Here is a 22,709-nt window from a genome sequence, read left to right as displayed (position 1 = left end):
GACCTGGAACCCGAGCGGAGGCCGGGACCGGAGCCCGAGACGGAGCCGGGACCGGGACCCGAGACGGAGCCGGGGCCGGGACCCGAGACGGAGCCGGGACCCGAGACGGAGCCGGGACCCGAGACGGGGCCGGGACCCGAGACGGGGCCGGGACCCGAGACGGGGCCGGGGCCTGGGCCGGGCTCTGGCGAAGCCGGCCCGTCGGTCGTCGTGCTCATGCCTTGTGTCCACCTCCCGGCCGTGTGTCGGATCAGTCGTCTTCGACTCTACGGGCGGGGTCTGACAATCGGTCCCGGCGGCCGGCCGAGCACCCCATTGGGTGGGCTCCGGTCCCGTTCGGTTAGGGCACCGTGCGTGAAACTACGTAGACGAAGGGGTAGATCGCGTTGCCGGTGTTCACCACGATGTCCAGCGTCGGGTCGGGGTTCTCCTGCGTGTGGACGATGCCGAAGTCGTCGCCGGGGCGGGAGCCGGGGCCGGTGAACTTCCAGCCGGTGATCTGCTGGTCGCGGGCGCTGATGGCGATGTCGCCCTTCTTCAGGTCGGCCCGGCTGACGCCGATGTCCGCGAGGAACTGGTCGAGGCCTGCCTGTGTGGTCTGGAACTGCACGTAGAGGCGGCTGGTCTTCCAGTTGTTCGTCTCGTAGTAGGCGACCTGGTTGGAGGGGTGCGGGATCGGCACCTGGTACAGGCGGCGCTGGACCTTCGACGGCCAGGCCGCGGTCAGGCCGGTCGCCGAGTACTTCGCTTCCTTGTCCTTGCCGCTGTCGCGGCTCTGGTTGGCGGAGATCACCAGGTAGCCGGCCGGGACACCGATGAGCAGCACGATGATCAGCAGGGTGAGCGCCCTGCGGCGGATCACATGGCGGCGGTCCTCCGGCGGGCGGGGCGGCTCTTCGGGGGACGCGGCCTGGTGGGGCAGCGGTGCTGTCATGCGATGTCCCAGGTGGTGCGGGTGGTACGGGGTGGTGCAACGGTCATGCAGTGTCTCAGGTCGTCTCCCCGGTCGTGCGGGGTGACGCGGCCGTCACGCCGTGTCCTGGGTGCGGCGGGCCGCGTCCGTGAACCGTTCGAAGCGCTCGTAGCGCTCCACGCGGCGGCGCTTGGCGCGCCGGAAGCGGCGGGCGACCAGCCGGGCCAGGTCGGCGGCGCCGACCATGCCGGCGTCGGGGCCGAGCTGGGCGCGGACGATGCGGGCCTCGGGGCGGTAGCCGCGGCCGGTGAGCTGGCGCTTGAACGCGTCCCGCGCGGGGGCGATCAGCAGGTCGTCGGCGGCCGAGACACCGCCGCCGATCACGAAGCAGGACGGGTCGAGGGCGGCGGCCAGGTTGGCGATGCCGACGCCGAGCCACTGGCCGATGTCCTGGAGCAGCTCGATGCACATGGCGTCGCCCTCGCGGGCCAGCTCGGTGATCATCGGGCCGGTGATGTCGCCGATGTTCCCCTTGACGTGCTCGATGATCCCGTAGGCCACCGGGGAGTCGGCGGCGGCCATCTCGCGCGCCTCCCTGACCAGCGCGTTGCCCGAGCTGTACTGCTCCCAGCAGCCGCGGTTGCCGCACGGGCAGCGGTGGCCGCCGGGCACGACCTGCATATGGCCGAACTCGCCGGCGACGCCGTACTTGCCGCGCTTGACCTGGCCGTCCTCCAGGATCGCGCCGCCGATGCCGGTGCCGAGCGTGATCATGACGAGGTGGTCCTCGCCGCGGCCCGCGCCGAACCGCCACTCCGCCCAGGCGGCGGTGTTGGCGTCGTTGTCGACGAGGACGGGCACCGCCAGGCGGCCGGAGAGGCGGTCCCTGAGGGGCTCGTTGCGCCAGGACAGGTGGGGCGCGAACAGGACGCGGTTGCGGTCCGCGTCGACCCACCCCGCCGCGCCGACGCCGACCGCGTGCACGTCGTGGCGGTCGGACAGGTCCAGGACCAGCTCGACGATCGTGTCCTCCACGACCTTCGGGCTCTTGGACTTGTCCGGGGTCTCCGTGCGGACCTTCTCCAGGATGTTGCCGTCGGCGTCGACGACGCCCGCCATCACCTTCGTGCCGCCGATGTCGATGCCGACGGTCGGCACCCGGGGCGCGGTGAGGTGCGAGCGGCGCTCCCTCGTGCCCACCGTGCGGAGTGCGGGGGCGCGGCGGGAACCGATGGGGGCGCTGAAGTTGCCGTAGGTGCTCATCGTCGCCGATTCTGCCTCACCGTCATGCCGGGTGCCGAGCGGGGCGGCGGGGGCCGCGGATTCCGCCTCACGCCCCTCGGCCCCGCCGCAGCTCGTGGCGCAGGTCGTCCAGGTCGTCTCCACCGGCCATCTGGCGGGTCAGCCCGTCGAGCGTGATCTCGTCGCGCCGGTAGCCGCCTACCATCGTGCCGCGCCGCAGCAGTACGAACCTGTCCCCCACCAGATACGCGTGGTGCGGGTTGTGGGTGATCAGCACGACGCCGAGGCCCTCGTCCCGGGCCGCCGCCACGTACTTCAGGACCATGCCGGACTGTTTGACGCCGAGCGCCGCCGTCGGTTCGTCGAGGACGAGGACCTTCGCGCCGAAGTACACCGCCCGCGCGATCACCACGCACTGGCCTTCGCCGCCCGAGAGCGTGCCGATGGGCTGGTCGACGTCGCGGAGGTCGATGCCCATGCGCAGCAGCTCGGTGCGCGTGGTGCGGCGCATGTGGTCGACGTCGAGACGCTTGAAGGGGCCGACGCCCTTCCGCGGCTCCGAGCCCAGGAAGAAGTTTCGCCACACCGGCATCAGCGGGACGACGGCCAGGTCCTGGTGGACGGTCGCGATACCGCGCTCCAGGGCGTCCCGAGGAGACGTCAACATCGTCTCCTCGCCGTCAAGACGAAACACACCGCCGTCATGTCGATGCAGTCCGGCAACAATCTTGATCAATGTTGATTTGCCCGCGCCGTTGTCGCCCAGAACGCAGGTGACACCGCCCGCGTGCACCTCCAGGGAGACCCCTTCGAGGGCCTTGACGGTGCCGTAGCGCTTGCTGACGCCGGTCAGCTCGACGAGCGTCACGCGGCGGCCTCCGCGCGCTTGCGGACCCGGGCGTTGAGCAGGGTCGCGAGGAGCGAACACGATGCCCTTGCTCGTCATGCCGAAGAGGAGCGCGCCCACCGCCGAGCCGACCGCGCTGCCGTGGCCGCCGGTGATCAGACAGCCGCCGATGACGGCCGCGATGATGTAGATCAGCTCGTTGCCGACGCCCTCGCCGGACTGGACGGCGTCGTACGAGAACAGCAGGTGCTGGCCGGAGATCCACGCGCCGAGGGCGACGCCCATGTAGAGGCCGATCGTCGCCTCGCGGACGGGGACGCCGACCGCGCGGGCGGCCTCCTTGTTGCCGCCCACCGCGAAGATCCAGTTGCCGGTGCGGGTGCGCAGGAGGAGCTACGAGGCGACGGCCACCAGGGCGAGCCACCAGAGGATGGTCACCCGGAAGCCGACGCCGCCGATCCTCAGGGTCGAGGCGAAGACGGCGTGCGCGGAGGTGAAGCCCGCCATGTCGGCGATGGTCTTCGTCGCCACCGTCCCGTCGATGAGCTTGGTGAAGCCGAGGTTGACGCCGGCCAGCATCAGGAAGGTGCCCAGCGTGACGATGAAGCTGGGAAGCCTGGTACGGGTCAGCACGAAGCCGTTGAACGCGCCGATGGCGAGGGTGGCCACCAGGGACACCCCGACGCCCACCCAGACGTTCGCCGTCATCTGGTAGCTGAACATCGACAAGATCAGCGCCGAAGACGTGACCATGACACCGGCCGAGAGGTCGAACTCGCCGCCGATCATCAGCAGCGCGACCGGCACCGCCATGATGCCGATCGTCGAGGACGCGTAGAGAACGGTGCCGAGGCTGCCCGCGCGCAAGAAGCTGTCGGCGGCCAGGGCGAAGAAGCCGAAGACCGCGCCCAGTTCCGGGCGGGTGAGCAGGCGGCGCATCAGGTGATCGCTCACCGGATGCAAACGCCCCATTATCGAACACAGGGGTCACGCGCCTTATGGCCGGGGACCACACATCAGCCGCCTTGTCCGGACATTCGGTCACATTGTCCGTACATTGCGACCGCGAGAGACCGCCTCCCGGCCGTCGCCTCAGGGGCGTACGAGTAGCTGGAACTCGAAGGAGTAGCGGGTCGGGCGGTAGATGTGGTCGCCGAACTCCACCGCCCGGCCGGTGTCGTCGAAGGTCGTGCGCTGCATGGTCAGCAGCGGGGCGCCCTCGGGTTCGGCGAGCCGCTCGGCCTCGGCGGGGGTGGCGGCGCGGGCGCCGATGGACTGGCGGGCGCTGTGCAGGGTGATCCCGGCGGTCCGCATCAGCCGGTACAGGCCGGTGGCCTGGAGCCGGCCGGTGTGCACGTCGAGCAGACCGGCGGGGAGGTGGTTGCACAGGTACGCCATCGGCTCCCCGTGCGCGAGGCGCAGCCGCTCCACCTGGTGGACGTCACTGCCCTCGGGCACCGCGAGCGCCGCCGCGACCTGGGCGGACGCCGGGACCATGGTGTTGACCAGGACCGTGGTCGCCGGACGCTGCCCGGCCGCCTCCAGGTCGTCGAACAGGCTGCTCAGCTCCAGCGGGCGCTTGACCTGGCTGTGCACGACCTGCGTGCCCACGCCTCGGCGGCGGACCAGGAGGCCCTTGTCGACGAGCGACTGGATCGCCTGGCGGACGGTCGGCCGGGACAGACCGAGGCGGCCCGCGAGCTCGATCTCGTTGCCCAGGAGGCTGCCGGGGGTGAGCAGGCCGTGCTCGATGGCGGCCTCCAACTGCTGGGCGAGCTGGAAGTACAACGGCACCGGAGAGCTTCGGTCCACACGGAGTTCGAGCTGCACGGTAGGGTCCACTTCTGGTTTCGGCACGGGCCGAGCGTAGCTCTGCGGCCGGGTGACGGGAAGTTGTGTAGTCAGATTGTCCGGACATACGCATTGACAGCATGTGCCCCGCGACCCCACTTTGGAATCATGCGCATCGGGGTCATCGGGACGGGCCGCATCGGCACCGTTCATGCGAACACACTCAGCCGTCACCGCGAGGTCGGATCCCTGATCCTGACGGACGCGGACCCTGCGCGGGCCCAGGAGCTCGCGTACCGGCTGGGTGAGACGGCTGCCCCGGGGGTGGACGAGATCTTCCGCTGGGGCGTGGACGCCGTGGTGATCACGACGGCGACCTCGGCGCACGCCGAACTGATCGGCCGGGCGGCGCGCTCCGGGCTCCCGGTCTTCTGCGAGAAGCCGATCGCCCTGGACCTGGCGGGTACCTTACAAGCCATCGCCGAGGTAGAAACCGCCGGAACGATCCTTCAGATGGGTTTCCAGCGCCGCTTCGACGCCGGGTACGCGGGGGCCCGCAAGGCGGTGCGTTCGGGGCGGCTCGGGCGGCTGCACACCGTACGGGCGCTGACGTCCGACGCGGCGGCGCCGCCGGCCGCGTGGCTGCCGGCGTCCGGCGGGATCTACCGGGACGCGCTGATCCACGACTTCGACTGTCTGCGCTGGGTCACCGGGCGCGAGGTGACGGACGTGTACGCGGCCGGGTCCGACGCCGGGCCCGCGATGTTCCGCGAGGCGGGGGACGTCGACACGGCCGCCGCCGTGCTCACCTTCGACGACGGCACGCTCGCCACGGCGACGGCGACGCGGCTGAACGGCGCGGGGTACGACGTCCGCATGGAGCTGGCCGGGGAGCTGGACCAGATCGTCGTCGGCCTGGACGACCGTACGCCGATCGCGTCCACCGAGCCGACCGGGCCGCCGGCCGCCGACAAGCCGTGGACCGGCTTCCTGGAACGCTTCGAACCCGCGTACGAGGCGGAACTGATCGCGTTCGTGGACGTCGTACGCGGCGAACGCGCCAACCCCTGCAACGGCAACGAGGCCCTCCAGGCCCTGCGCATCGCGGAGGCCTGCGAGAGGTCCCGCCGGGAGCGCAGGGCGGTGTGGCTCGCGGAGATCCCGGAGACGTCCGGCTAACGCCCGTCTTCCGTCCCCTCCCTCCCCTCCGCCCCGTTTCCCGTTCCGTCGTCCACGAGGCCCGCGTCGTAGGCCAACAGGGCGATCTGGACGCGGTTGTTGAGGTCGAGTTTGGCCAGGACCCGGGAGACGTGGGCCTTGACGGTGGCGACGCTCATGAACAGGTCGGCGGCGATGTCCGCGTTGGACAGCCCCCGGCCGACGGCGACGGCCACCTCGCGTTCGCGTTCGCCGAGGGCGGCGAGCCGCACGCGCGCGTGGGCGCGCCGGGTGTCGGCCGCCGTACCGGCCGCGTGGTTCATCAACTGCCGGGTGACCGTGGGCGACAGGACCGGGTCACCGGCCGCGACCCGGCGCACGGCGTCGAGGATCTCGGCGGGCGGGGTGTCCTTGAGGACGAACCCGGCGGCCCCCGCGCGCAGCGCCCGCAGCACCTGTTCGTCGGCGTGGAAGGTGGTGAGCACGACGACCTGCGGGGCGTCCGCCCGCCCGCGCAGCCGCTCCGTGGCGGTGATCCCGTCCATGGCCGGCATCCGGATGTCCATCAGGACGACGTCCGGCCGGGTGCGGTCCACGAGTCCCTCGACCTCACCGCCGTCGGCGGCCTCACCGACGATCTCGATGTCGTCGGCGCCTCCCATCATGAAGGCCAGACCGGCCCGCACCAGGGGATCGTCGTCGACGAGGAGCAGTCTGATCGCAGCAGTCATGGGCTCACGTAATCACGGTTGTGGGCGGGCGAGTTCATGGTGCGCGGCTCCTCCCCCGGGGCGGCCCGGTTAAGCCGCCGCCCGCCACGGCAGCCATGCCCGTACCTCGAAACCCCCGTCGCCCCACGCCCCGTGCTCCAGGCGACCCCCGGCCAGCGTCGCTCGTTCGGTGAGGCCGATCAGGCCCTGGCCGGAGCCGGGGACGGGCGGTACGTCGCCCTCGGGGGCCGGGTTGCGCACGGTGACGGCCAGGCCCTCGCCGGGGCCGCCGGTGACGGTGACCGCGGTCTCCGCGCCCGGGGCGTGTTTGCGGGCGTTGGTGAGGCACTCCTGCGCGATGCGGTAGGCGGTGCGGCCGACGGACGCGGGGACGGCGCCGGCGTCGGTGACCCGCTGGTCGAGGGTGACCTTCATGCCGGCCTCGCGGGACTCGGCGACCAGCGTGTCCAGGGCGGCCAGCGTCGGCTGGGGGCGGCCGGCGTCGTCGGGTTCGGCGGCCCGCAGGACGCCGATGATCTCCCGCAGGTCCTGGAGGGCCTCGTGGGCGCTCTCCCGGATGACCCCGGCCGCCCGCGCGATCTCCGCGCGGGGCGCGTCGGGACGGAACTCCAGCGCGCCCGCGTGCACGCTGAGCAGGGTGAGCCGGTGGGCGAGGACGTCGTGCATCTCGCGGGCGATGGCCTCGCGGGCCAGCCGCTGGGCCTGTTCGGCGCGCAGCCGGGCCTCCGCCTCGGCGCGCCGGGCGCGCTCGCGCAGGCTCAGCATCAGTTGCCGCTTGGACCGCACGAACATGCCCCAGCCGATGGCCGTGACGGTGATCAGCACGCTCCACGCCACCGCGGGCCCGTACGACAGGGTGGGGTCCGGCCGGGCCCAGGCGAGCAGCGGGATCAGGGCGATCTGGACGCCGCCCACCCAGGCCACGTAGCGCAGCGGCCGGTGCACGGCGAGGGTGAAGAGGGCGACGGTGCAGGCGCCGGACGAGGTGGTCGACACGAAGCCGAGGGGGACCAGCACGACCGCGAGGCCGAGCGGCCACCGGCGGCGCAGCCAGACCGCCGCGCAGGCGAGGCCGCCCAGGAGTTGGTCGGCCATGGCGAAGGCGGGCGGGAGGTCCCGTTCGCCGGGGAAGGAGTCCGCGACCGCCAGGCCGACGGCGACGGCCAGCAGGAAGCAGCAGAAGTCGACGGCCCAGTCGCGGGCGGTGCGCCGGTGCGGGCGGCCGGGCCGCGCGGTGTCGGGGTCGAGCCCCGCGACCACGGCGGACGGCAGCAGCCACCGGTGCCTGGTGAACCCGGACGCCGGCCGTGTGGCCTGCGCCGCCGCCGTCTCGTCGTCTGCCCTCATGGTCGACAAATCTACGCAGCGAAGGACCGCGTCACCTCCCCGCCGAGCGGATCCCCTACCGAAGGGGTACGCCGATCGACCGAAGTCGTGCCGTCGGCTCCTTTCGGCGCGGCCGGACCGGTGGACCGGAGCCTTCCGTCGGACGGGTCCCGCCCTGCGGCCGATGGACCGTGGGAGGTGCGCGGGGCGAGGCTCCGTACATGAAGCAACTGCTGGAAGTCCTCGGTTTTCTCGCGCTGGTGCAGGGTGTGCTGGGCCTGGTGCACGAGTTCGGCGACTGGCACGTGGGCCTCGTGCAGCGGATCGGCCTCCTCGACGGCTACGAGATCTACGCGAGCGTCGCGTTCCTCGCGTCGGCGTTCGCCCTGTTCGCCGCCGCGGCGAGCCGGAAGTCCGACTGAGCGGCGCGGGCGGGGCCGTCGGCTTCGTGTGTTAACTACGGGAAAACTTCTCGGGTGCAACCGTGAATTCCGCACCCTTGTCATTGACATGTCACTGTCTACGCGCGTCATCATGTGGCCATGAGATTCCCCCCACGGATCACTCGTATCGGCGCCTCGGCCGCCGTCCTGTCCGCCCTGCTCATCGGCGGGACCGTCTCCGCCACCACCGCGCACGCCGCGGTCGGCAGCGTCTGCTACTCCAAGCTGCCGTCCCAGGCGTACGACACGCTCAAACTGATCGAGCAGGGCGGGCCGTTCCCGTACTCGCAGGACGGGGTCGTCTTCCAGAACCGGGAAGGCGTCCTGCCCAGCCAGTCGTCCGGCTACTACCACGAGTACACGGTGAAGACCCCCGGCTCCTCCACCCGCGGCGCGCGTCGCATCGTGACCGGGGAGCAGACCGACGAGGACTACTACACCGCGGACCACTACGCCACCTTCAACCTGATCGACTACGACTGCTGAGGTCGGCCCCCTTCGACTCGGAGACCCTCGCCCCGCGGACCCCCCACTTCATCGGCCGCGGGGCGAGGCGTGTCCGGATCAGCTTCCGGAAGCCTCCTGTTTGGGGGCGTTCACGACCGTGGCCATGATGAGCGCAGCCGTCGCGAACACCAGCGCGCCCACGACGAAGGCCCTGGTGTAGCCGTACGTCATGGCCTCCTGGGCCCGGATCACGAGCGCGCCGTCGTGGGTGCGCAGGCCCGAGAAGTAGGCCGCGTCGGCGCGCGGCAGGCGGTTGTCGGCGAACGACGTCGACAGCGTGGCCAGGGTGGCGAGACCGAGCGCTCCGCCGATCTGCTGCGCCGTGTTGAGCATCCCCGACGCGCTGCCCGAGTCCCGGTCCTCGACGCCGCGCACCGCGCCGAGCGTCAGCGGCACGAACGAACAGCCGAGTCCCGCGGCGGTGACGAACATGGCGGGCATCAGCGCACCCGGGTACGAGGAGTGCGGCGTCAGCCGGCTCAGCCAGAACATCCCGAGCGCGGCGACGACCAGTCCGGGCGCCGCCACCAGCCGCGGCGGCAGCTTGACCACGAGCCGTGAGCCGATCGCGGCCATCATGCCGATGCCGACGCTGAACGGCAGGTAGGCGAGCCCCGTCCGGACCGCGCCGTAGTCGAGCACGTGCTGCATGTAGAGGGTGAGGAAGTAGAAGGTCGCGAACATGCCCAGGCCGACGAGGAACAGCGTGGCGTACGTACCGGCGCGGTTGCGGTCGTTGAAGATGCGCAGCGGCAGCATGGGGTGTTCGATGCGCGCCTGCCGCACCAGGAACAGGGTGAGCAGTACGGCGGCGACCGCGAAGCAGGTGAGCGTGAGCCGGTCGGTCCAGCCCTGCTGTCCGCCCCGGGTGACCGCGTAGATGAGGCAGAGCAGGCCTGCCGTGCCGGCTGCCGCGCCCGAGACGTCGAGCTTGCCGTGGGAACGGTCGGCCTCGCCGAGCACGGTGGTGCCGGCCAGCACGCCGATGCCGATGGGGATGTTCACCAGCAGCACCCAGCGCCAGTCGAGGTACTCGGTGAGGACTCCGCCGAGGATCAGGCCGACGGTCGAGCCGACGCCGGCCATGGCGGCGTAGGTGCCCATGGCGCGGTTGCGCTGCTTGCCCTCGGGGAAGTTCGTGGCGATCAGCGCGAGCGCGGTGGGCGCGGCGACGGCCGCGCCGACGCCCTGGAGCACCCGTGCGCAGACGAGCAGTCCGGAGTTGGGGGCGAGGCCGCCGAGCGCCGAGGCGAGGACGAAGACCACGATGCCGAACCTGAACACGCGGCGGCGGCCGAAGAGATCGCCCGCTCTGCCGCCGAGGAGCATCAGCCCTCCGAAGGTGACCGCGTAGGCGTTGACCACCCAGGCCAGGTCGCCTGCGGACATCTTCAGCCCGCTCTGGATGCTCGGCAGGGCGATGTTCACGATGGTGGCGTCGAGCACCACCATCAACTCCGCCGCGGCGATGACCAGCAGGGCGATGCCCGGGCGGCGGCTGATGCCCGCCGAGTCCGCCGCGTCGGTCGGGTCCGTCGAGTCGGTCGAGTCCGCCGGGTCGGCCGCTTCGGCGCCCGGTTCGGCCTGTGCTCCTAATGACATGGGCCCTCCAGAGGGGTTTTCAGCCGTTTCTTCTTGCCTTTTTTCCGGTCTGCTCGGGCCCGGTACGCGCCGCCGGTTCCGTTGCCACTACGGTGAATATCCTTGCCCTCGCGAGGAGTGCGCGGCAAGGCCGTGGAAGCCCAACGAAAGGAAAAACAATGCGTGTTCGCGTGACCAAGGGCATTGCCGTCACCGCCACCGGTCTGCTCACCGGTGCGTTCGGCTATGGGGCGGTCAACCTCGCGCCGACCTTCTGGAAGGTTCCGTTGGAAACGCGACTGTCCTTCCATGCCGAACTGATGAAGATGAACTCTCCCGTGATGCTCACCGCGATGGGCGCGGCCGCGGCGAGTTCGCTCGCGCTGACCTTGCAGACGCGCGGCCGTGAGCGGTGGTTCGCGTCCGGTGCGACCCTGCTGACGGGGGCATCCTTCCTGATCACCCGCTTCGGCAACGTGCCGATCAACGCGCAGATCAAGGTGTGGGCGGCCACCTCGGCACCGGCCGACGCCGTCGAGATCCTGCACCACTGGGACCTGTTCAACCGGCTGCGCACCGGCACCGCCCTGGCCGCGTTCGTCCTGCTCGTCGTCACGGCGGTGGCACCGCTCGACGGCGGGCCGCAGCCCGTCCGCGCGCCGTCCGAGCCCGACGGCGCGCGGCACGAGGAGGCCGAGGCATGAGAGTCACGGCGCCGCCCTGCACGTATCTTCCCTACAGGTCTTCCAGTTGACGGGCGAGAGCCTTTTCCGTATCCGTCAACGGCCTGTCGCAGGGCATACGTTCGTAATGCCCTCGATCGGGTTCCGCATTGTCCGGCGAGGGGATGACGAAGTACATCTGGCCATAGGCGATCAGCGCGTTCGCGCACATGCGCAGCAGACGACTCAGGGAATCACGCATGGCACCATCGTGACCGGTCGGGCAAAAGCCCGGATAAAGCAGGAGTTTCGTCAGGACCGGCCGTATGACCGGCGGTATGACCGGCCATACGATCGGCCGTCGTCCGGTGTTCAGGCGGAGACCCTCGTCGGAATGTGGAACACCGTGTCGTCGGCGAGCACGGTCTGGTGGGCCATGCGCAGTTCCAGGCCGGGTTCGATGCCGAGTTCCTCGATGAGCAGCCCACGGGTGCGGCGGTAGGCGGCGAGGGCGTCGCCGCTGCGGCCGCTGCGGTGGAGCACCACCATGAGCCGGGCGCAGAACCCTTCACTGAGCGGGTTCTCCGCCACCAACCGGCTGAGCTCGCCGACCAGTTCGAGATGGCGGCCGAGCAGCAGGTCCAGGTCGATGCGCCGCTTGAGCACGGTCATCCAGGCCTCGTCGTACTGCAAGGCGGTGCCGGAGAGCGCGGAGCTCTCCCGCAGTCCCTCCAGGGTCGGACCGCGCCGCAGCGCCAGCGCCTCGCGGTACTGCTTCGACGCCAGTTCGTGGTGGCCCGCGTCCGCCGACTCCGCGGCCAGGGCGGACAGCCGGTCGAAGCACACGGTGTCGAGGATGCCGTCGTTGACCTGGAGTTGGTAGCCGGGCGGGCGGGTGCGCAGGGTGCACCAGCGGCCGTCGAGGTCGCAGCGGATGAGGAACTTGCGCAACTGCGAGACGTACACCCGCAACGCGGCGAGCGCGGTGGCCGGCGGCCGGTCGCCCCAGAGTTCGCGGATGAGGGCCTCGTTGGAGACGGTCGCGTTGGGCCGGATCAGGAGCGTGGCCAGGAGTTGGCGCAACTTGCGCTGCGGCAGCGGGATCTCGGCGGAGCCCGCCACGATCTCCAGCGGCCCCAGCAGCCGCAGCGCGACCCGGCGCGGGGTGCTGTCGTCCCGGCGCGTCGTGATGTCGTGCACGGCGTGGGCCGGCTGCGTCTCGGTGTCGGTCATACCAGGACCTCCAGCCGCGGGTGGGCGCTGCGGAAGAACGTCAGCGGCTGCTCCTCGCGCAGCAGGCCGAGGTCGACGACCTCGCCGATGATGATGACGTGGTCGCCGCCCGGGAACGTGGTGTGCAGCTCGCAGTCGAGGTAGGCCAGCGCGTCGCCGAAGACCGGGGAACCGGTCCGGCCGGGCCCGTGCGGCAGGCCGCCGAAGCCGGCGGTGTCCCGACGGGCGAAGGCGCGGCACAGGGCGGCCTGGTCCGAGGCCAGGATGTTGACGGCGAAGGCGCCGCTGGCGCGCACGGCGGCGAGCGCCCGCGATTCCCGGTGGACGCAGAAAAGCACCAGGGCGGGGTCGAGCGAGACCGAGGTGAACGAATTCACCGTGACTCCCACCGGCTCCTCGTCCGCACTGCCCCGACAGGTGATCACCGCGACGCCTGTCGGATAGCGGCCGCACACTTCACGCAGCGCCCGCGCCTCCACGGTGACATTTCCCTGTCCGCCGATATCGGAAACAGTTGTCTTGTCCACCCATTTTCCCCCTTAGTGAAGACCGCGCTCACCCGTCACCAGCGAATGAACGTGCACCGGAAACGGGGCAGTGCGGATGCCAGACCCTAACAAGGTGACGTTGCGGCCACCTACGGCCCAAAGGATGAGGCGGGGCGTACTTTCGTCCGAAGCGCCGGTACCAAAGCACCGCGCGGGGCCGCTCAACTCCTGGTCAAGGACGTGCGGAGGCCGGCTGAAGCGGCTGGTCCGGCGTTCTTGACTGGGCAATCTGGGAGAGCCGGGAGCGGGCGGCGGGCGGCTCTGCGCCACCGCTGCCGCCCGGTCCGGGTACGGCAGGGCACCGGTCGGCGGCCTTTCTCCGGCAGGCTTTTCCGCGCCCTCATGGACGCTTTATCGCACCGGGTGATGCTGTTTTCACCACCCCCGAGCGGCCGAACCCGGAACGGAAGGAAAGTGAATGCGCAGCACTCTTATCGTGGCCCGCATGAAACCGTCCGCCGCAGTTGACGTGAAGCGTATCTTCGCCGAATCCGACGCCGGTGAGCTTCCGCATCTGATCGGTGTGAAGGAACGCAGGCTTTTCCGCTTCCACGATCTCTATCTGCATTACATGGCGTCCGACGAGGACGTGCGCGGCCCGATCTCCGAGATGAAGGGCCACGACCTGTTCGTCGACGTCAGCGAGCGGCTGAGCCCGCACATCGCGGCCTACGACCCCGAGACCTGGCGGGGGCCCCAGGACGCGATGGCCCACGAGTTCTACACCTGGCGCGCGGACGGCTGAGGCGACGCCACGCTCGCACACTCCGGCGCCGAGAACGTCGCCGGCCGAGCGGACCGCACCGCCGGTGCGGGACCACGAGAGGAGGCTGGTGTGGCCAGCGAACGAATGACCAAAATCGCGGCGAAGGACGTCGAGTCCAACCGGCGCCGGGGCGGGGATCTGCGCACCCTGCTCAGCCCGGCGACCGCGAAGGCCACCGCCGGCTTCATGGGGGTGCTCACCCTGGAGCCCGGCGAGGTCGTCACCGAGCACTACCACCCGTACTCCGAGGAGTTCCTGTACCTCGTCAGCGGGGAGATCCTGGCGCGGATCGACGGGGAGCCGGTCCCGCTCGCGGCGGGTGAGGCGCTGCATCTGCAGGTCGACGTCCGCCACCGTCTGGAGAACCACGCCGCCGAACCGGCCTTCCTGGTCTTCCAGTTGGGTCCGCTCGCGCCCCGGCCCGAGCTCGGGCACGTCGACACCGAGCCCCTTCCGGGCCAGGAGCGGGCGTGAGCCGCCGCAGGGCCGTGGTGACCGGGGTCGGTGTGGTGGCGCCCGGCGGCATCGGCACCAAGGCGTTCTGGAAGCTGCTGACCGACGGCCGTACGGCCACCCGGGCCATCTCGCACTTCGACGCGTCGGCCTACCGCTCCCGGATCGCGGCGGAATGCGACTTCGATCCGGCCGCGAGCGGACTGACACCCGAGGAGGTCGGGCGCATGGACCGCGCCGCGCAGTTCGCCGTGGTCGCCGCGCGGGAGGCCCTCGCCGACAGCGGGGTCGAGACCGGCTCGGCGCCGCCGCACCGCATCGGCGTCTCGATCGGCAGCGCGGTGGGCTGCACCATCACGCTGGAACAGCAGTACGTCCAGGTCAGCGACGGCGGCAGCCGGTGGGTGGTGGACGCCTCGGATCCGTATCCGCATCTGTACGGGGCGCTGGTTCCCGGCACGCTCGCCGCCGAGGTGGCGTGGACGGCCGGGGCGCAGGGTCCGGTCCGGGTGGTGTCGACGGGCTGCACCTCGGGCCTCGACTCCGTGGCGCAGGGCGCCCAGTTCATCGAGGACGGGGCGGCCGACGTGGTCCTGGCCGGTGCCACCGACGCGCCGATCTCGCCCATCACCGTCGCCTGTTTCGACGCGATCAAGGCGACCTCGCCCAACAACGGCGACGCCGCGCACGCCTCCCGGCCCTTCGACCGGGACCGGGACGGTTTCGTGCTCGGCGAGGGCGCGGCCGTCCTGGTCCTGGAGGACGAGGAGTCCGCGCGTCGTCGCGGGGCGCGCGTCTACTGCGAGGTCGCCGGGTACGGGCAGCGCAGCAACGCCTTCCACATGACCGGACTGCGCCCGGACGGCACGGAGTTGGCCGAGGCGGTGCGGGTGGCCCTGGACCGGGCCCGGGTGCCGGCCGACGCCGTGGACTACGTCAACGCCCATGGTTCGGGCACCCGGCAGAACGACCGGCACGAGACGTCGGCGTTGAAGGTGTCGCTCGGCGAGCACGCCCACCGGGTGCCGGTGAGTTCGATCAAGTCGATGGTGGGGCACTCCCTGGGCGCGATCGGCGCTCTGGAGGTCGCCGCGTGCGCCCTCGCCATCGAGCTGAACACCATCCCGCCGACCGCCAATCTCCGGCACCCGGACCCCGAACTGGGCCTGGACTACGTACCGTTGACGGCCCGCGAGCAGCGGACCGACACGGTGCTGAGTGTGGGCAGCGGCTTCGGGGGCTTCCAGACGGCGATGGTGCTGACCGCGCCCGGCACGGCGGCGGCCCATGGCTGACGCGGCGACGGCCACGCCCCGCGCGGTGGTCACCGGGATCTCGGCGGTCGCGCCGGGCGGCCTCGGGGCGAAGGCGTTCTGGGACGGTGTGCTGGCGGGACGCAGCGGCCTCGGACCCGTGACGCACTTCGCGGCCGACGGCTTCCCGGTGCGGACGGTCGGCGAGGTCTTCGACGACGGCACACTGCCCGGCGTCGATCCCCGGCTGGCGGTGCAGACCGACCGCTGGAGCCAGTTCGCGCTGCTGGCGGCCGACGAGGCGCTGGCCGACGCCCGCGTGCGGCCGGAGGACTTCTCGCCGTACGACCTCGGGGTCGTCACCGCGTCCTCGTCCGGCGGCAACGCCTTCGGCCAGCGCGAGATCGCGGCGCTGTGGTCGAAGGGGCCCCGGCATGTCGGCCCGTACCAGTCGATCGCCTGGTTCTACGCCGCCACGACCGGCCAACTCTCCATCCGGCACGGCATGAAGGGGCCCTGCGGTGTCACCGTGGCCGAGCAGGCCGGCGGCCTCGACGCCATCGGGCAGGCCCGCCGCGCGCTGCTGCACGGCGACGCCAAGGTCGTCCTCACCGGCGGCACGGAAGCGCCGCTGAGCCCGTACGCGCTGACCTGCCAGACCACCTCCGGGCGGCTGAGCAGCGGCGCGGACCCGGAGCGCGCCTACCTGCCGTTCGACGCGGCCGCGTGTGGCCACGTGCCCGGCGAGGGCGGCGCGATCCTCGTACTGGAGGACGAGGACAGTGCGCGGGAGCGCGGCGTCGAGGCTCCCTACGGTGAGATCGCCGGTCACGCGGCGACCTTCGACCCCGCTCCCGGGCTCCCGGCGGACGGGTCCCCCACGGCGCTGCGGCGGGCCGTCCTGCTCGCCCTCGCCGACGCGCGCGTCCGGCCCGAGGAGGTGGACGTCGTCTTCGCGGACGCGGCGGCCACACCGGAGCTGGACCGTGCCGAGGCGCGGTGCCTCGCCGAGGTGTTCGGGCCGCACGGGGTGCCGGTGACGGCGCCCAAGGCGCGCTACGGACGCCTGTACGCGGGCGGCGCGCCGCTGGACGTCGTCACCGCGCTGCTCAGCCTGCGCGAGCAGGTGATCCCGCCCACCGGGCCGCACGCCGTCGCGGACCCCGCGCACCGGATCGACCTGGTGACGCGGGCCCGTGAGGCGCGGCTGCGCACCGCCCTGGTGCTCGCCCGCGGCCACGGCGGCTTCAACTCCGCCCTCGTCGTCCGGTCGCTGACGCCGTGACGACGCCCTTCTCCGGCCCCGAACCCGCGACCTCGAAAGGACCGCTCGCCATGACCATGGCACCCCTCGCGTACGACGAGTTCCTCACCATCGTCCAGCGGTGCACCGGAGTTCCGGTGGAAACGCTGCGCACGGACGACCCGACCGCGACCATCGAGGACCTGGGCGTGGACTCGCTGGGTCTGATCAACGTCCTCACCGAGGTGGAGAACCGCTACGACCTCCGCCTGGACGCCGAGGGCCTCACCCGGCTGCCCGAGATCCACGCGCTGATCAAGGAGCAGCAGGCGAAGCCGACGGGTTCGCGCACCGAGAACCACATCGTGGTCGACGCGCCGTTCGACCTGCTGTGGGACATCACCAACGACGTGGCGAACTGGCCTGACCTGTTCAGCGAGTACGCCTCCGCCGAGATCCTGGAGCGGCGGGGCGACACCGTGCGCTTCCGTCTCGCCCTCCACCCGGAGGCCGACGGAAAGGTCTGGAGCTGGGTCTCCGAGCGCGTCATGGACCGGGAGAGCGGGACCGTCACGGCGCGGCGCGTCGAGACCGGCCCCTTCCTCTTCATGAACATCCACTGGTCCTACACGCGGACCGCCGCCGGGGTGGAGATGCGCTGGGTGCAGGAGTTCCGGATGAAGCCGGACGCGCCGGTGGACGACGCGGCCATGACCGAGCGCATCAACAAGAACACCCGGGTGCAGATGGCGCTCATCAAGGAGCGCGTGGAGGCGGCGGCCGCCGCGGCGGCGGTGACCCGGTGACCGGCCTCGACTTCGGACTCAAGGGCAGGCACGTCCTGGTCACCGGCGGCGCCCGGGGCATCGGCCGGTCCACGGTCCTCGCGCTGGCCGCGCAGGGCGCCGCCGTGACGGCCTGTTACGTCAACGAGAGCGAGCAGGTCGAGTCGCTGCGCCGGGAACTGGCCGAACAGGGCGCCGAGGGCTTCCTCGACCGCTGCGACGTCACCGACCACGACCAGGCCGCCCGGCTGTCCGCCGACGCCCACGAGCGGTACGGGGCCATCGACGCCGTCGTGAACAACGCCGGTGTCATCAGCCACCTCCCGCTGACGGACCTGCCCCCCGAGGAGTGGCACCGCATCCTCGACACCAACCTGTCCGGCATGTACCACGTGATCCGCGGGGCGCTGCCGTACGTCGCCGAGTCCGCCTCGATCGTCAACATCAGCTCGGCGGTCGCCCACCACGGCATGCCGGGCGCCGCCCACTACGTGGCGTCCAAGGCCGGTGTGATGGGTCTGACCCGGGCGCTGGCCAAGGAGCTGGGCCCCCGGGGGATCCGCGTCAACTGCGTCGCGTCCGGCCTGGTCGAGACGGACCAGATGAAGGCCGTCAGCGCCGAGGGACGGGCCCGCTACGAGCAGATGATCTCGCTGAGCCGGCTCGGCCGACCGGAGGAGATCGCCGACGTGGTGCTGTTCCTCGTCTCGCACGCCGCCCGCTACGTCACCGGCGCGACGCTCGACGTCGACGGCGGCATCTGACCCGGGGGAGGCGAACACGCCGTGCTGCGCACCGTGTTGGAGATGACGGTCCGGGAGGGCTGCGAGGACGAGTTCCGCGCGGCCTGGCTGCAGACCGCGCAGGCCGCCGCACGGCTGCCGGGCTCCGTCGCCCAGTCGCTGCTGCGGGACCCGCGCCACCCCCGGACGCATCTGATCATGGCCGACTGGGCCGACCGGGCCGCTCTGGAGGCCTTCCAGAGCAGCCCCGAGAGGGAGCGGCTCAGCGCCCGGCTGGAGCCGTTCCGTGAATCCGCCCGCAAGCGCGTGCTGGAAGTCGTGTCGCACGTGCCGGGCACCCCATCGCTGAAAGGTGGTCCGTCGTGACCGTACGCATCATGGTCTCCGCCCGTGTCGAGGACACCGACCAGGAGGCCTTCGAGGAGGCCTACCGGCAGGTCACCGCCGTGGTCCGGGGCACCCCGGGGCATCTGCGCGACGAGCTGCTGCGCGACGCGGAGCAGCCCGGCCGCTACATCCTGCTCGCCGAGTGGGAGAGCGAGGAGGCGTTCCGCGCCTGGGAGGACGCCCCGTCCCACCGCGAGATGGCGGCGCCCATGTTCCCCTACTGGAGCGGCGGCGAGATCGAGCGGCGGATCTTCGACCTGCGGGCGCGGCTCGACAGCGTGCCGTCCGACGTCTGAGCGGGTTCCCCACCATGGCGAACATCCGCAAGGCCCTGGTGATCGGGGCCGGCATCGGCGGGCTCACCACGGCGGCGGGCCTGCTGCGGCAGGGCATCGAGACGCAGGTCTTCGAGGGCCGCCCCACTCCGGGGCGGCTGCTGACCGGCGGCGGGTTCATGCTCTGGCACAACGCCTTCCTGGCCCTGCGCAGACTGGGGCTCGACGAGGCCGTCGCCGCCGACTCCGTACGCATGCGTTTCCACGAGTTCCGCTCCGACTCGGGGCGGCGGCTGGCCCGTTGGCATCTGGACGGGCCGACGGAGCGGGCCGGCGCGCCGGCCTGCGCGCTGCGCCGCGCCGCGCTGCACACGGTGCTCACCGACGCGGTGGGCGAGGAGCGGATCCGGCTGGGCAGCCGGTTCACCGGCTTCACGCAGGACGCCGACGGCGTCACCGCGCGGTTCGACGACGGGTCCACGGCGCGCGGGGAAGTGCTGATCGGCGCGGACGGACTGCGTTCGACCGTGCGCGTCGCGATGCGCGGCGGGTTCGAGCCGCCGCCGCGGTACGCCGGCTACACGGCCTGGCAGGCCATCACCCGGCTGCCGGGCGAGTCGCTGGTGCCCACCGGCACCTTCTTCAACCTGTGGGGCAAGGGCGGGCTGCGCTTCCTGTACTGCCGGCTGAACGAGAAGGAGGTCTACTGGGACGCCATCACCAGTGACCGCGCGGCCGCCGGGATCGACACCCTGCGCCTGTCGCGGGGCGCGGCGCTGGCGGACGCGTACCGGCACTGGCCGGAGCCCGTCGGCGCGATCATCTCCTCGACCGACGAGGAGGCGATCCTCCCGGTGAGCATTCACGACCGGCCGCCGGGCGGGGGGTGGAGCAAGGGCCGGGTCGTGCTCGTCGGCGACGCGGCGCATCCGATGACGCTCAACCTGAGCCAGGGCGCCGGGCAGGCCATCGAGAGCGGTGTGGTCCTCGCCGACCTGCTGGGGCGCGCGGAGCCGGACGCCGTGCCCGAGACGCTGCGCGCGTTCGAGGACGCCCGGCGGGCGCGGGCCGCCGACATGGTGACGACGTCGTGGCGCATCGGCACGCTGGGCCTGGCGCACAGCGGTCCGCTGTGCAGGCTGCGGGACCTCGCGATGTACGCGTTCTTCGACTCGGTCGCCCGGTCCCAGAGCTACTCGCTGATGCTGGACGACCGGCTGGAGCGGGCCCCGCTGCGGACGGCCGGGGCACCCGGCCACGGGGCGGGGTGAGCCCGCCCGATGCTGGTCGCCGTGCTGGCCGTGCTGTTCGTCCTGTGCACCGGGGTCCTCGCGGGCGCGCTGATCGCGGTGGAACGGGCCGTCGTGCCCATGCTGCTGCGGCTGCCGCGCCGGACGTGGTCCGAGGTGCACCGGTTGCTGGACCCCGGCTTCGACCCGCTGATGCCGACCGTCAACAAGGTGGCGCTGGCCGCCGGCCTGGGGCTGGTGTTCCTGGCTCCGGGTGCCGGTGCGAAGGCCGTCTTCGCGACCGCGCTGGCCGGGGTGGTGGGCGTCGCCCTGGTGTCGGAGCTGCGCAACGTGCGGATGAACCGGCGTATCGACGCGTGGGCCGACGCCGGGGAGATCCCGGACGGGTGGGACGCCCTGCGGTCCCGGTGGGCCCGCGCGAACCTGCTGCGCACGGCCTTCGCCGCTCTCGCGTTCTGCGCGGCGCTCGGCGGCTGCTGGCGGCTGTGGGCCTGAACGCCCCGCCGACCTCGCAGGCCCGAGCCACGCCCGCCCGAACGACCGCTATCCGTCCCTGAGTTGAGGAGTGATCCGGTGAATCCGGCACATGAGAAGCGCGTTTCGCGTACGTCCGTCCCCGAGGCCGCCGAACAGCCGCCCGAGCCAGCGGAGTTCGCGGGCCGGGTGGCGCTGGTCACCGGCGCCGGTCAGGGCATCGGCGCGGCCACCGCCCGGATCCTGGCCGCCCGGGGGGCCCGGGTGGCGGTCAACTACCACAAGAGCGAGGACCGGGCCCGGGAGGTCGTGGACGCGATCCGGCGGCGCGGTGGCGAGGCCGTGGCGGTCCAGGGCGACGTCACCGACCCCGGCCAGGTGACCGCGCTGGTCGCCGCCGCCAGGGCCGAGCTGGGCCCGATCGACGTCCTGGTGCTCAACGCCGCCGGTCTGGGCGCCCATGAGGCGCGCATCGCCCCCGCGACGAACCTGGCGTGGGAGGACCTGGAGCATGTGGTCACCCAGCAGCTCAAGGCGTTGTTCCTGACCACGCACGCCGTGCTGCCCGACATGGTGGCCCGGGGCGGCGGCTCGGTGGTGGCGGTCGGGGCGGCGCTGGCCCGCCGGCCCGCGCCGCGTTTCCTGCCGGTGACCGTGGCGAAGGCGGGCGTGGAGGCCGCGGTGCGCACCCTGGCGCTGGAGGTGGGCCCGCACGGTGTGCGGGTCAACGCGGTGGAGCCGAACCTCATCCTCACCGAACTCGCCCGCTTCATCCCGGAGGAGCAGCGCCGGGCCGCCGCCGAACGGGCCGCGCTGCGGCGCAACGGGACCCCGGAGGACGTCGCCGAGGTCATCGCGTTCCTCGCCTCGCAGCGTGCCTCGTATCTCACGGGCAGTTGCCTGGTCGCGGACGGCGGAACGGCGCTCGCCTGACCGCCGTCGGGCCCTTTTCGCCTTCTTTATCAGCCCTTTTGCAGCCGCTGGTTGCCTGTCCAACGGCTGCCGTCCGGCACCGGACGACCCGAGTGAGAGGAAGAGACCTTGTCGCATCCCGAACGAAAAGTTGTCAGCCGGGACGATGTCGAGCCCGTCTGCTGGTTTGGTGAGGAGGGCCGGTTCCTGCTGCGCAAGGAGGACACCGGCGGCCTGTACAGCTTCTACCAGATCACCACGCGGCCGGGCAGCGGGCCGCCGCTGCACGTCCACGAGGCCGCCGACGAGGCGTTCTTCGTCAACAAGGGCACGTACGAGTTCGAGGTCGGCGGGGTCACCGAGACCCTCACCGCCGGCACCGTGATCTACGGGCCGCGCGGAGTGCCGCACCGCTTCGTCAACGTCGGTGACGAGCCGGGCCAGTTGCTGGTGATCGCGACGCCGGGTGGCGTCGAGAACTTCTTCATCGGTCTGTCACGGCTCGTCTCGGGCGGCGGGGCCCCGGACTGGGCCAAGATGCAGCAACTCGCGAACGAGAACCAGATGCGCGGCTTCCAGCCCCCACCGGGCGCCCGCGGCGACCTGACCGGCCCACCGGCCGGGGTACACGGCGGCGCGGGCGGCCCGGCCGCCACCCACGGAGCCCGGGGCTGAGACGCCGTCCCGGGGCTGACAGACCTGGGCGGTCCGCCAGACGGGGTGCACGGCGGGGCCGGCGGCCCGGCCGCCGCCCACGGAGCCCGGGGCTGACACACCGTCTCGGAGCTGACAGACCTGGGCAGTCCGCCGACCGGGGTACACGGCGGCGTGGGCAGCCCGGCCGCGGCCACGCAGCCCGCGGCTGACACGCCGTTCGCCCTGCGCCACCGGCCCCTCCTCGCGCCGCGTGGCGTGGCTCGCAGGACCCCGGCCGGGGCAGCGCGGCACACCGCGGTGCCCCGGCCGTCCCGTTCCGCTCCGCTCCACGCGCTCCCGTCCACCCGCTTCCCTCCGACCGCGTCCGTCCACCCGCTCCCGTCCGACCACCTCCGCCCACTCACTCTCGTCCGACCACTTCCGCCCACCCGCTCCCGTCCACCCTCTTCCCTCCGACCGCGTCCGTCCAACCGTCTCCGTCCACCCGCTCCCGTCCACCCGCCTCCGTCCACCCGCGTCCGTCCAAAAC

Annotated in this window: 26 protein-coding genes and 2 pseudogenes; 17 read left to right on the top strand and 11 right to left on the bottom strand. The window is 72.0% G+C overall.

What is annotated here, in order from left to right; genetic code table 11:
- Positions 1-340: 340 nt before the first annotated feature.
- The 5 genes and pseudogenes from BMZ82_RS04675 to BMZ82_RS04655 all read right to left on the bottom strand — a co-directional run bounded on the left by BMZ82_RS04675 (position 341) and on the right by BMZ82_RS04655 (position 4,844).
- The gene (locus BMZ82_RS04675; RefSeq protein WP_093771990.1) at positions 341-934 is read right to left on the bottom strand and encodes a sugar kinase; all 594 of its coding nucleotides are present in this window, start codon (positions 932-934) and stop codon (positions 341-343) included.
- A gap of 93 nt (positions 935-1,027) precedes the next feature.
- Positions 1,028-2,176, bottom strand: coding sequence for an ROK family glucokinase (locus BMZ82_RS04670; RefSeq protein WP_093772420.1), 1,149 nt, complete (start codon positions 2,174-2,176; stop codon positions 1,028-1,030).
- 67 nt (positions 2,177-2,243) lie between these two features.
- On the bottom strand, positions 2,244-3,023 hold the full coding sequence (locus BMZ82_RS04665; protein WP_256251763.1) for an ATP-binding cassette domain-containing protein: 780 nt from the start codon (positions 3,021-3,023) through the stop codon (positions 2,244-2,246).
- A pseudogene (locus BMZ82_RS41595) lies at positions 3,020-3,974 on the bottom strand (ABC transporter permease). Before BMZ82_RS41595 ends, BMZ82_RS04665 begins: the two are co-directional and overlap by 4 nt.
- A 120-nt stretch (positions 3,975-4,094) precedes the next feature.
- Positions 4,095-4,844: a GntR family transcriptional regulator gene (locus BMZ82_RS04655; RefSeq protein WP_093771984.1), complete on the bottom strand. Its 750-nt coding sequence runs from the start codon at positions 4,842-4,844 to the stop codon at positions 4,095-4,097.
- 117 nt (positions 4,845-4,961) lie between these two features.
- Between BMZ82_RS04655 and BMZ82_RS04650 the strand changes: the two genes are divergently transcribed.
- Positions 4,962-5,972 carry a Gfo/Idh/MocA family protein gene (locus BMZ82_RS04650; RefSeq protein WP_093771982.1) on the top strand — a complete coding sequence of 337 codons (1,011 nt, stop codon included), beginning with the start codon at positions 4,962-4,964 and terminating at the stop codon, positions 5,970-5,972.
- On the opposite strand, the gene BMZ82_RS04645 is transcribed toward BMZ82_RS04650, so the two are convergent.
- Positions 5,969-6,682, bottom strand: a complete 714-nt coding sequence (locus BMZ82_RS04645) for a response regulator (RefSeq protein ID WP_093771980.1) — start codon at positions 6,680-6,682, stop codon at positions 5,969-5,971. The two genes, BMZ82_RS04650 and BMZ82_RS04645, sit on opposite strands and share 4 nt — an antisense overlap.
- A 69-nt stretch (positions 6,683-6,751) precedes the next feature.
- Complete coding sequence (locus tag BMZ82_RS04640; protein WP_093771978.1) at positions 6,752-8,029, bottom strand: histidine kinase; 1,278 nt, start codon at positions 8,027-8,029, stop codon at positions 6,752-6,754.
- A gap of 200 nt (positions 8,030-8,229) precedes the next feature.
- On the opposite strand from BMZ82_RS04640, the gene BMZ82_RS04635 reads away from it, so the two are divergent.
- Positions 8,230-8,430: a hypothetical protein gene (locus BMZ82_RS04635; protein WP_093771976.1), complete on the top strand. Its 201-nt coding sequence runs from the start codon at positions 8,230-8,232 to the stop codon at positions 8,428-8,430.
- Positions 8,431-8,550: 120 nt separating this feature from the next.
- A complete protein-coding gene (locus BMZ82_RS04630; RefSeq protein WP_093771974.1) occupies positions 8,551-8,937 on the top strand; it encodes a guanyl-specific ribonuclease in 387 nt (128 codons plus the stop codon).
- A 78-nt stretch (positions 8,938-9,015) separates the two neighbouring features.
- Here BMZ82_RS04630 and BMZ82_RS04625 read toward each other — a convergent pair whose 3' ends face one another.
- On the bottom strand, positions 9,016-10,560 hold the full coding sequence (locus BMZ82_RS04625; protein ID WP_093771972.1) for an MFS transporter: 1,545 nt from the start codon (positions 10,558-10,560) through the stop codon (positions 9,016-9,018).
- Between the two features lie 158 nt (positions 10,561-10,718).
- On the opposite strand from BMZ82_RS04625, the gene BMZ82_RS04620 reads away from it, so the two are divergent.
- The gene (locus BMZ82_RS04620) at positions 10,719-11,243 is read left to right on the top strand and encodes an anthrone oxygenase family protein (protein ID WP_093771970.1); all 525 of its coding nucleotides are present in this window, start codon (positions 10,719-10,721) and stop codon (positions 11,241-11,243) included.
- Between the two features lie 31 nt (positions 11,244-11,274).
- On the opposite strand, the gene BMZ82_RS04615 is transcribed toward BMZ82_RS04620, so the two are convergent.
- From BMZ82_RS04615 to BMZ82_RS04605, 3 genes are all read right to left on the bottom strand, one after another.
- Positions 11,275-11,463 (bottom strand): DUF6059 family protein, encoded by a 189-nt coding sequence (locus BMZ82_RS04615; protein WP_093771968.1) that lies wholly within the window; start codon positions 11,461-11,463, stop codon positions 11,275-11,277.
- A 110-nt stretch (positions 11,464-11,573) separates the two neighbouring features.
- Complete coding sequence (locus BMZ82_RS04610) at positions 11,574-12,434, bottom strand: AfsR/SARP family transcriptional regulator (RefSeq protein ID WP_093771966.1); 861 nt, start codon at positions 12,432-12,434, stop codon at positions 11,574-11,576.
- Positions 12,431-12,961: a flavin reductase family protein gene (locus BMZ82_RS04605; RefSeq protein WP_256251762.1), complete on the bottom strand. Its 531-nt coding sequence runs from the start codon at positions 12,959-12,961 to the stop codon at positions 12,431-12,433. The genes BMZ82_RS04610 and BMZ82_RS04605 overlap by 4 nt, the downstream gene beginning before the upstream one ends.
- A 439-nt stretch (positions 12,962-13,400) precedes the next feature.
- Between BMZ82_RS04605 and BMZ82_RS04600 the strand changes: the two genes are divergently transcribed.
- The 13 genes and pseudogenes from BMZ82_RS04600 to BMZ82_RS04545 all read left to right on the top strand — a co-directional run bounded on the left by BMZ82_RS04600 (position 13,401) and on the right by BMZ82_RS04545 (position 22,198).
- Positions 13,401-13,727, top strand: a complete 327-nt coding sequence (locus tag BMZ82_RS04600) for a TcmI family type II polyketide cyclase (RefSeq protein WP_093771964.1) — start codon at positions 13,401-13,403, stop codon at positions 13,725-13,727.
- Between the two features lie 90 nt (positions 13,728-13,817).
- Positions 13,818-14,222 carry a cupin domain-containing protein gene (locus tag BMZ82_RS04595; RefSeq protein ID WP_256251761.1) on the top strand — a complete coding sequence of 135 codons (405 nt, stop codon included), beginning with the start codon at positions 13,818-13,820 and terminating at the stop codon, positions 14,220-14,222.
- Positions 14,219-15,496, top strand: a complete 1,278-nt coding sequence (locus tag BMZ82_RS04590; protein WP_093771960.1) for a beta-ketoacyl-[acyl-carrier-protein] synthase family protein — start codon at positions 14,219-14,221, stop codon at positions 15,494-15,496. Before BMZ82_RS04595 ends, BMZ82_RS04590 begins: the two co-directional genes overlap by 4 nt.
- Positions 15,489-16,739, top strand: a complete 1,251-nt coding sequence (locus BMZ82_RS04585; RefSeq protein WP_093771958.1) for a ketosynthase chain-length factor — start codon at positions 15,489-15,491, stop codon at positions 16,737-16,739. Before BMZ82_RS04590 ends, BMZ82_RS04585 begins: the two co-directional genes overlap by 8 nt.
- A 50-nt stretch (positions 16,740-16,789) precedes the next feature.
- Positions 16,790-17,002 (top strand): annotated as a pseudogene (locus BMZ82_RS41590) (acyl carrier protein); the annotation flags it as partial.
- A 9-nt stretch (positions 17,003-17,011) separates the two neighbouring features.
- Positions 17,012-17,503: an SRPBCC family protein gene (locus BMZ82_RS04580; RefSeq protein WP_256251780.1), complete on the top strand. Its 492-nt coding sequence runs from the start codon at positions 17,012-17,014 to the stop codon at positions 17,501-17,503.
- A complete protein-coding gene (locus tag BMZ82_RS04575; RefSeq protein ID WP_093771954.1) occupies positions 17,500-18,246 on the top strand; it encodes an SDR family NAD(P)-dependent oxidoreductase in 747 nt (248 codons plus the stop codon). Before BMZ82_RS04580 ends, BMZ82_RS04575 begins: the two co-directional genes overlap by 4 nt.
- Before the next feature lie 21 nt (positions 18,247-18,267).
- Positions 18,268-18,591: a putative quinol monooxygenase gene (locus tag BMZ82_RS04570; RefSeq protein ID WP_093771952.1), complete on the top strand. Its 324-nt coding sequence runs from the start codon at positions 18,268-18,270 to the stop codon at positions 18,589-18,591.
- Positions 18,588-18,908 (top strand): antibiotic biosynthesis monooxygenase family protein, encoded by a 321-nt coding sequence (locus tag BMZ82_RS04565; protein WP_093771950.1) that lies wholly within the window; start codon positions 18,588-18,590, stop codon positions 18,906-18,908. Before BMZ82_RS04570 ends, BMZ82_RS04565 begins: the two co-directional genes overlap by 4 nt.
- Before the next feature lie 14 nt (positions 18,909-18,922).
- Positions 18,923-20,158 (top strand): FAD-dependent monooxygenase, encoded by a 1,236-nt coding sequence (locus BMZ82_RS04560; protein ID WP_093771948.1) that lies wholly within the window; start codon positions 18,923-18,925, stop codon positions 20,156-20,158.
- A 9-nt stretch (positions 20,159-20,167) separates the two neighbouring features.
- Entirely contained in the window at positions 20,168-20,632 is a 465-nt protein-coding gene (locus BMZ82_RS04555; RefSeq protein WP_093771946.1) for an anthrone oxygenase family protein, read from the top strand.
- Between the two features lie 78 nt (positions 20,633-20,710).
- Positions 20,711-21,544 carry an SDR family NAD(P)-dependent oxidoreductase gene (locus BMZ82_RS04550; RefSeq protein WP_093771944.1) on the top strand — a complete coding sequence of 278 codons (834 nt, stop codon included), beginning with the start codon at positions 20,711-20,713 and terminating at the stop codon, positions 21,542-21,544.
- Between the two features lie 108 nt (positions 21,545-21,652).
- Entirely contained in the window at positions 21,653-22,198 is a 546-nt protein-coding gene (locus BMZ82_RS04545; RefSeq protein WP_093771942.1) for a cupin domain-containing protein, read from the top strand.
- Positions 22,199-22,709 lie beyond the last annotated feature (511 nt).

The organism is Streptomyces sp. yr375 (assembly GCF_900110755.1).
In the GTDB taxonomy this organism is placed as follows: Bacteria; Actinomycetota; Actinomycetes; order Streptomycetales; family Streptomycetaceae; genus Streptomyces.
This window is presented reverse-complemented; position numbering and strand designations above follow the sequence as displayed.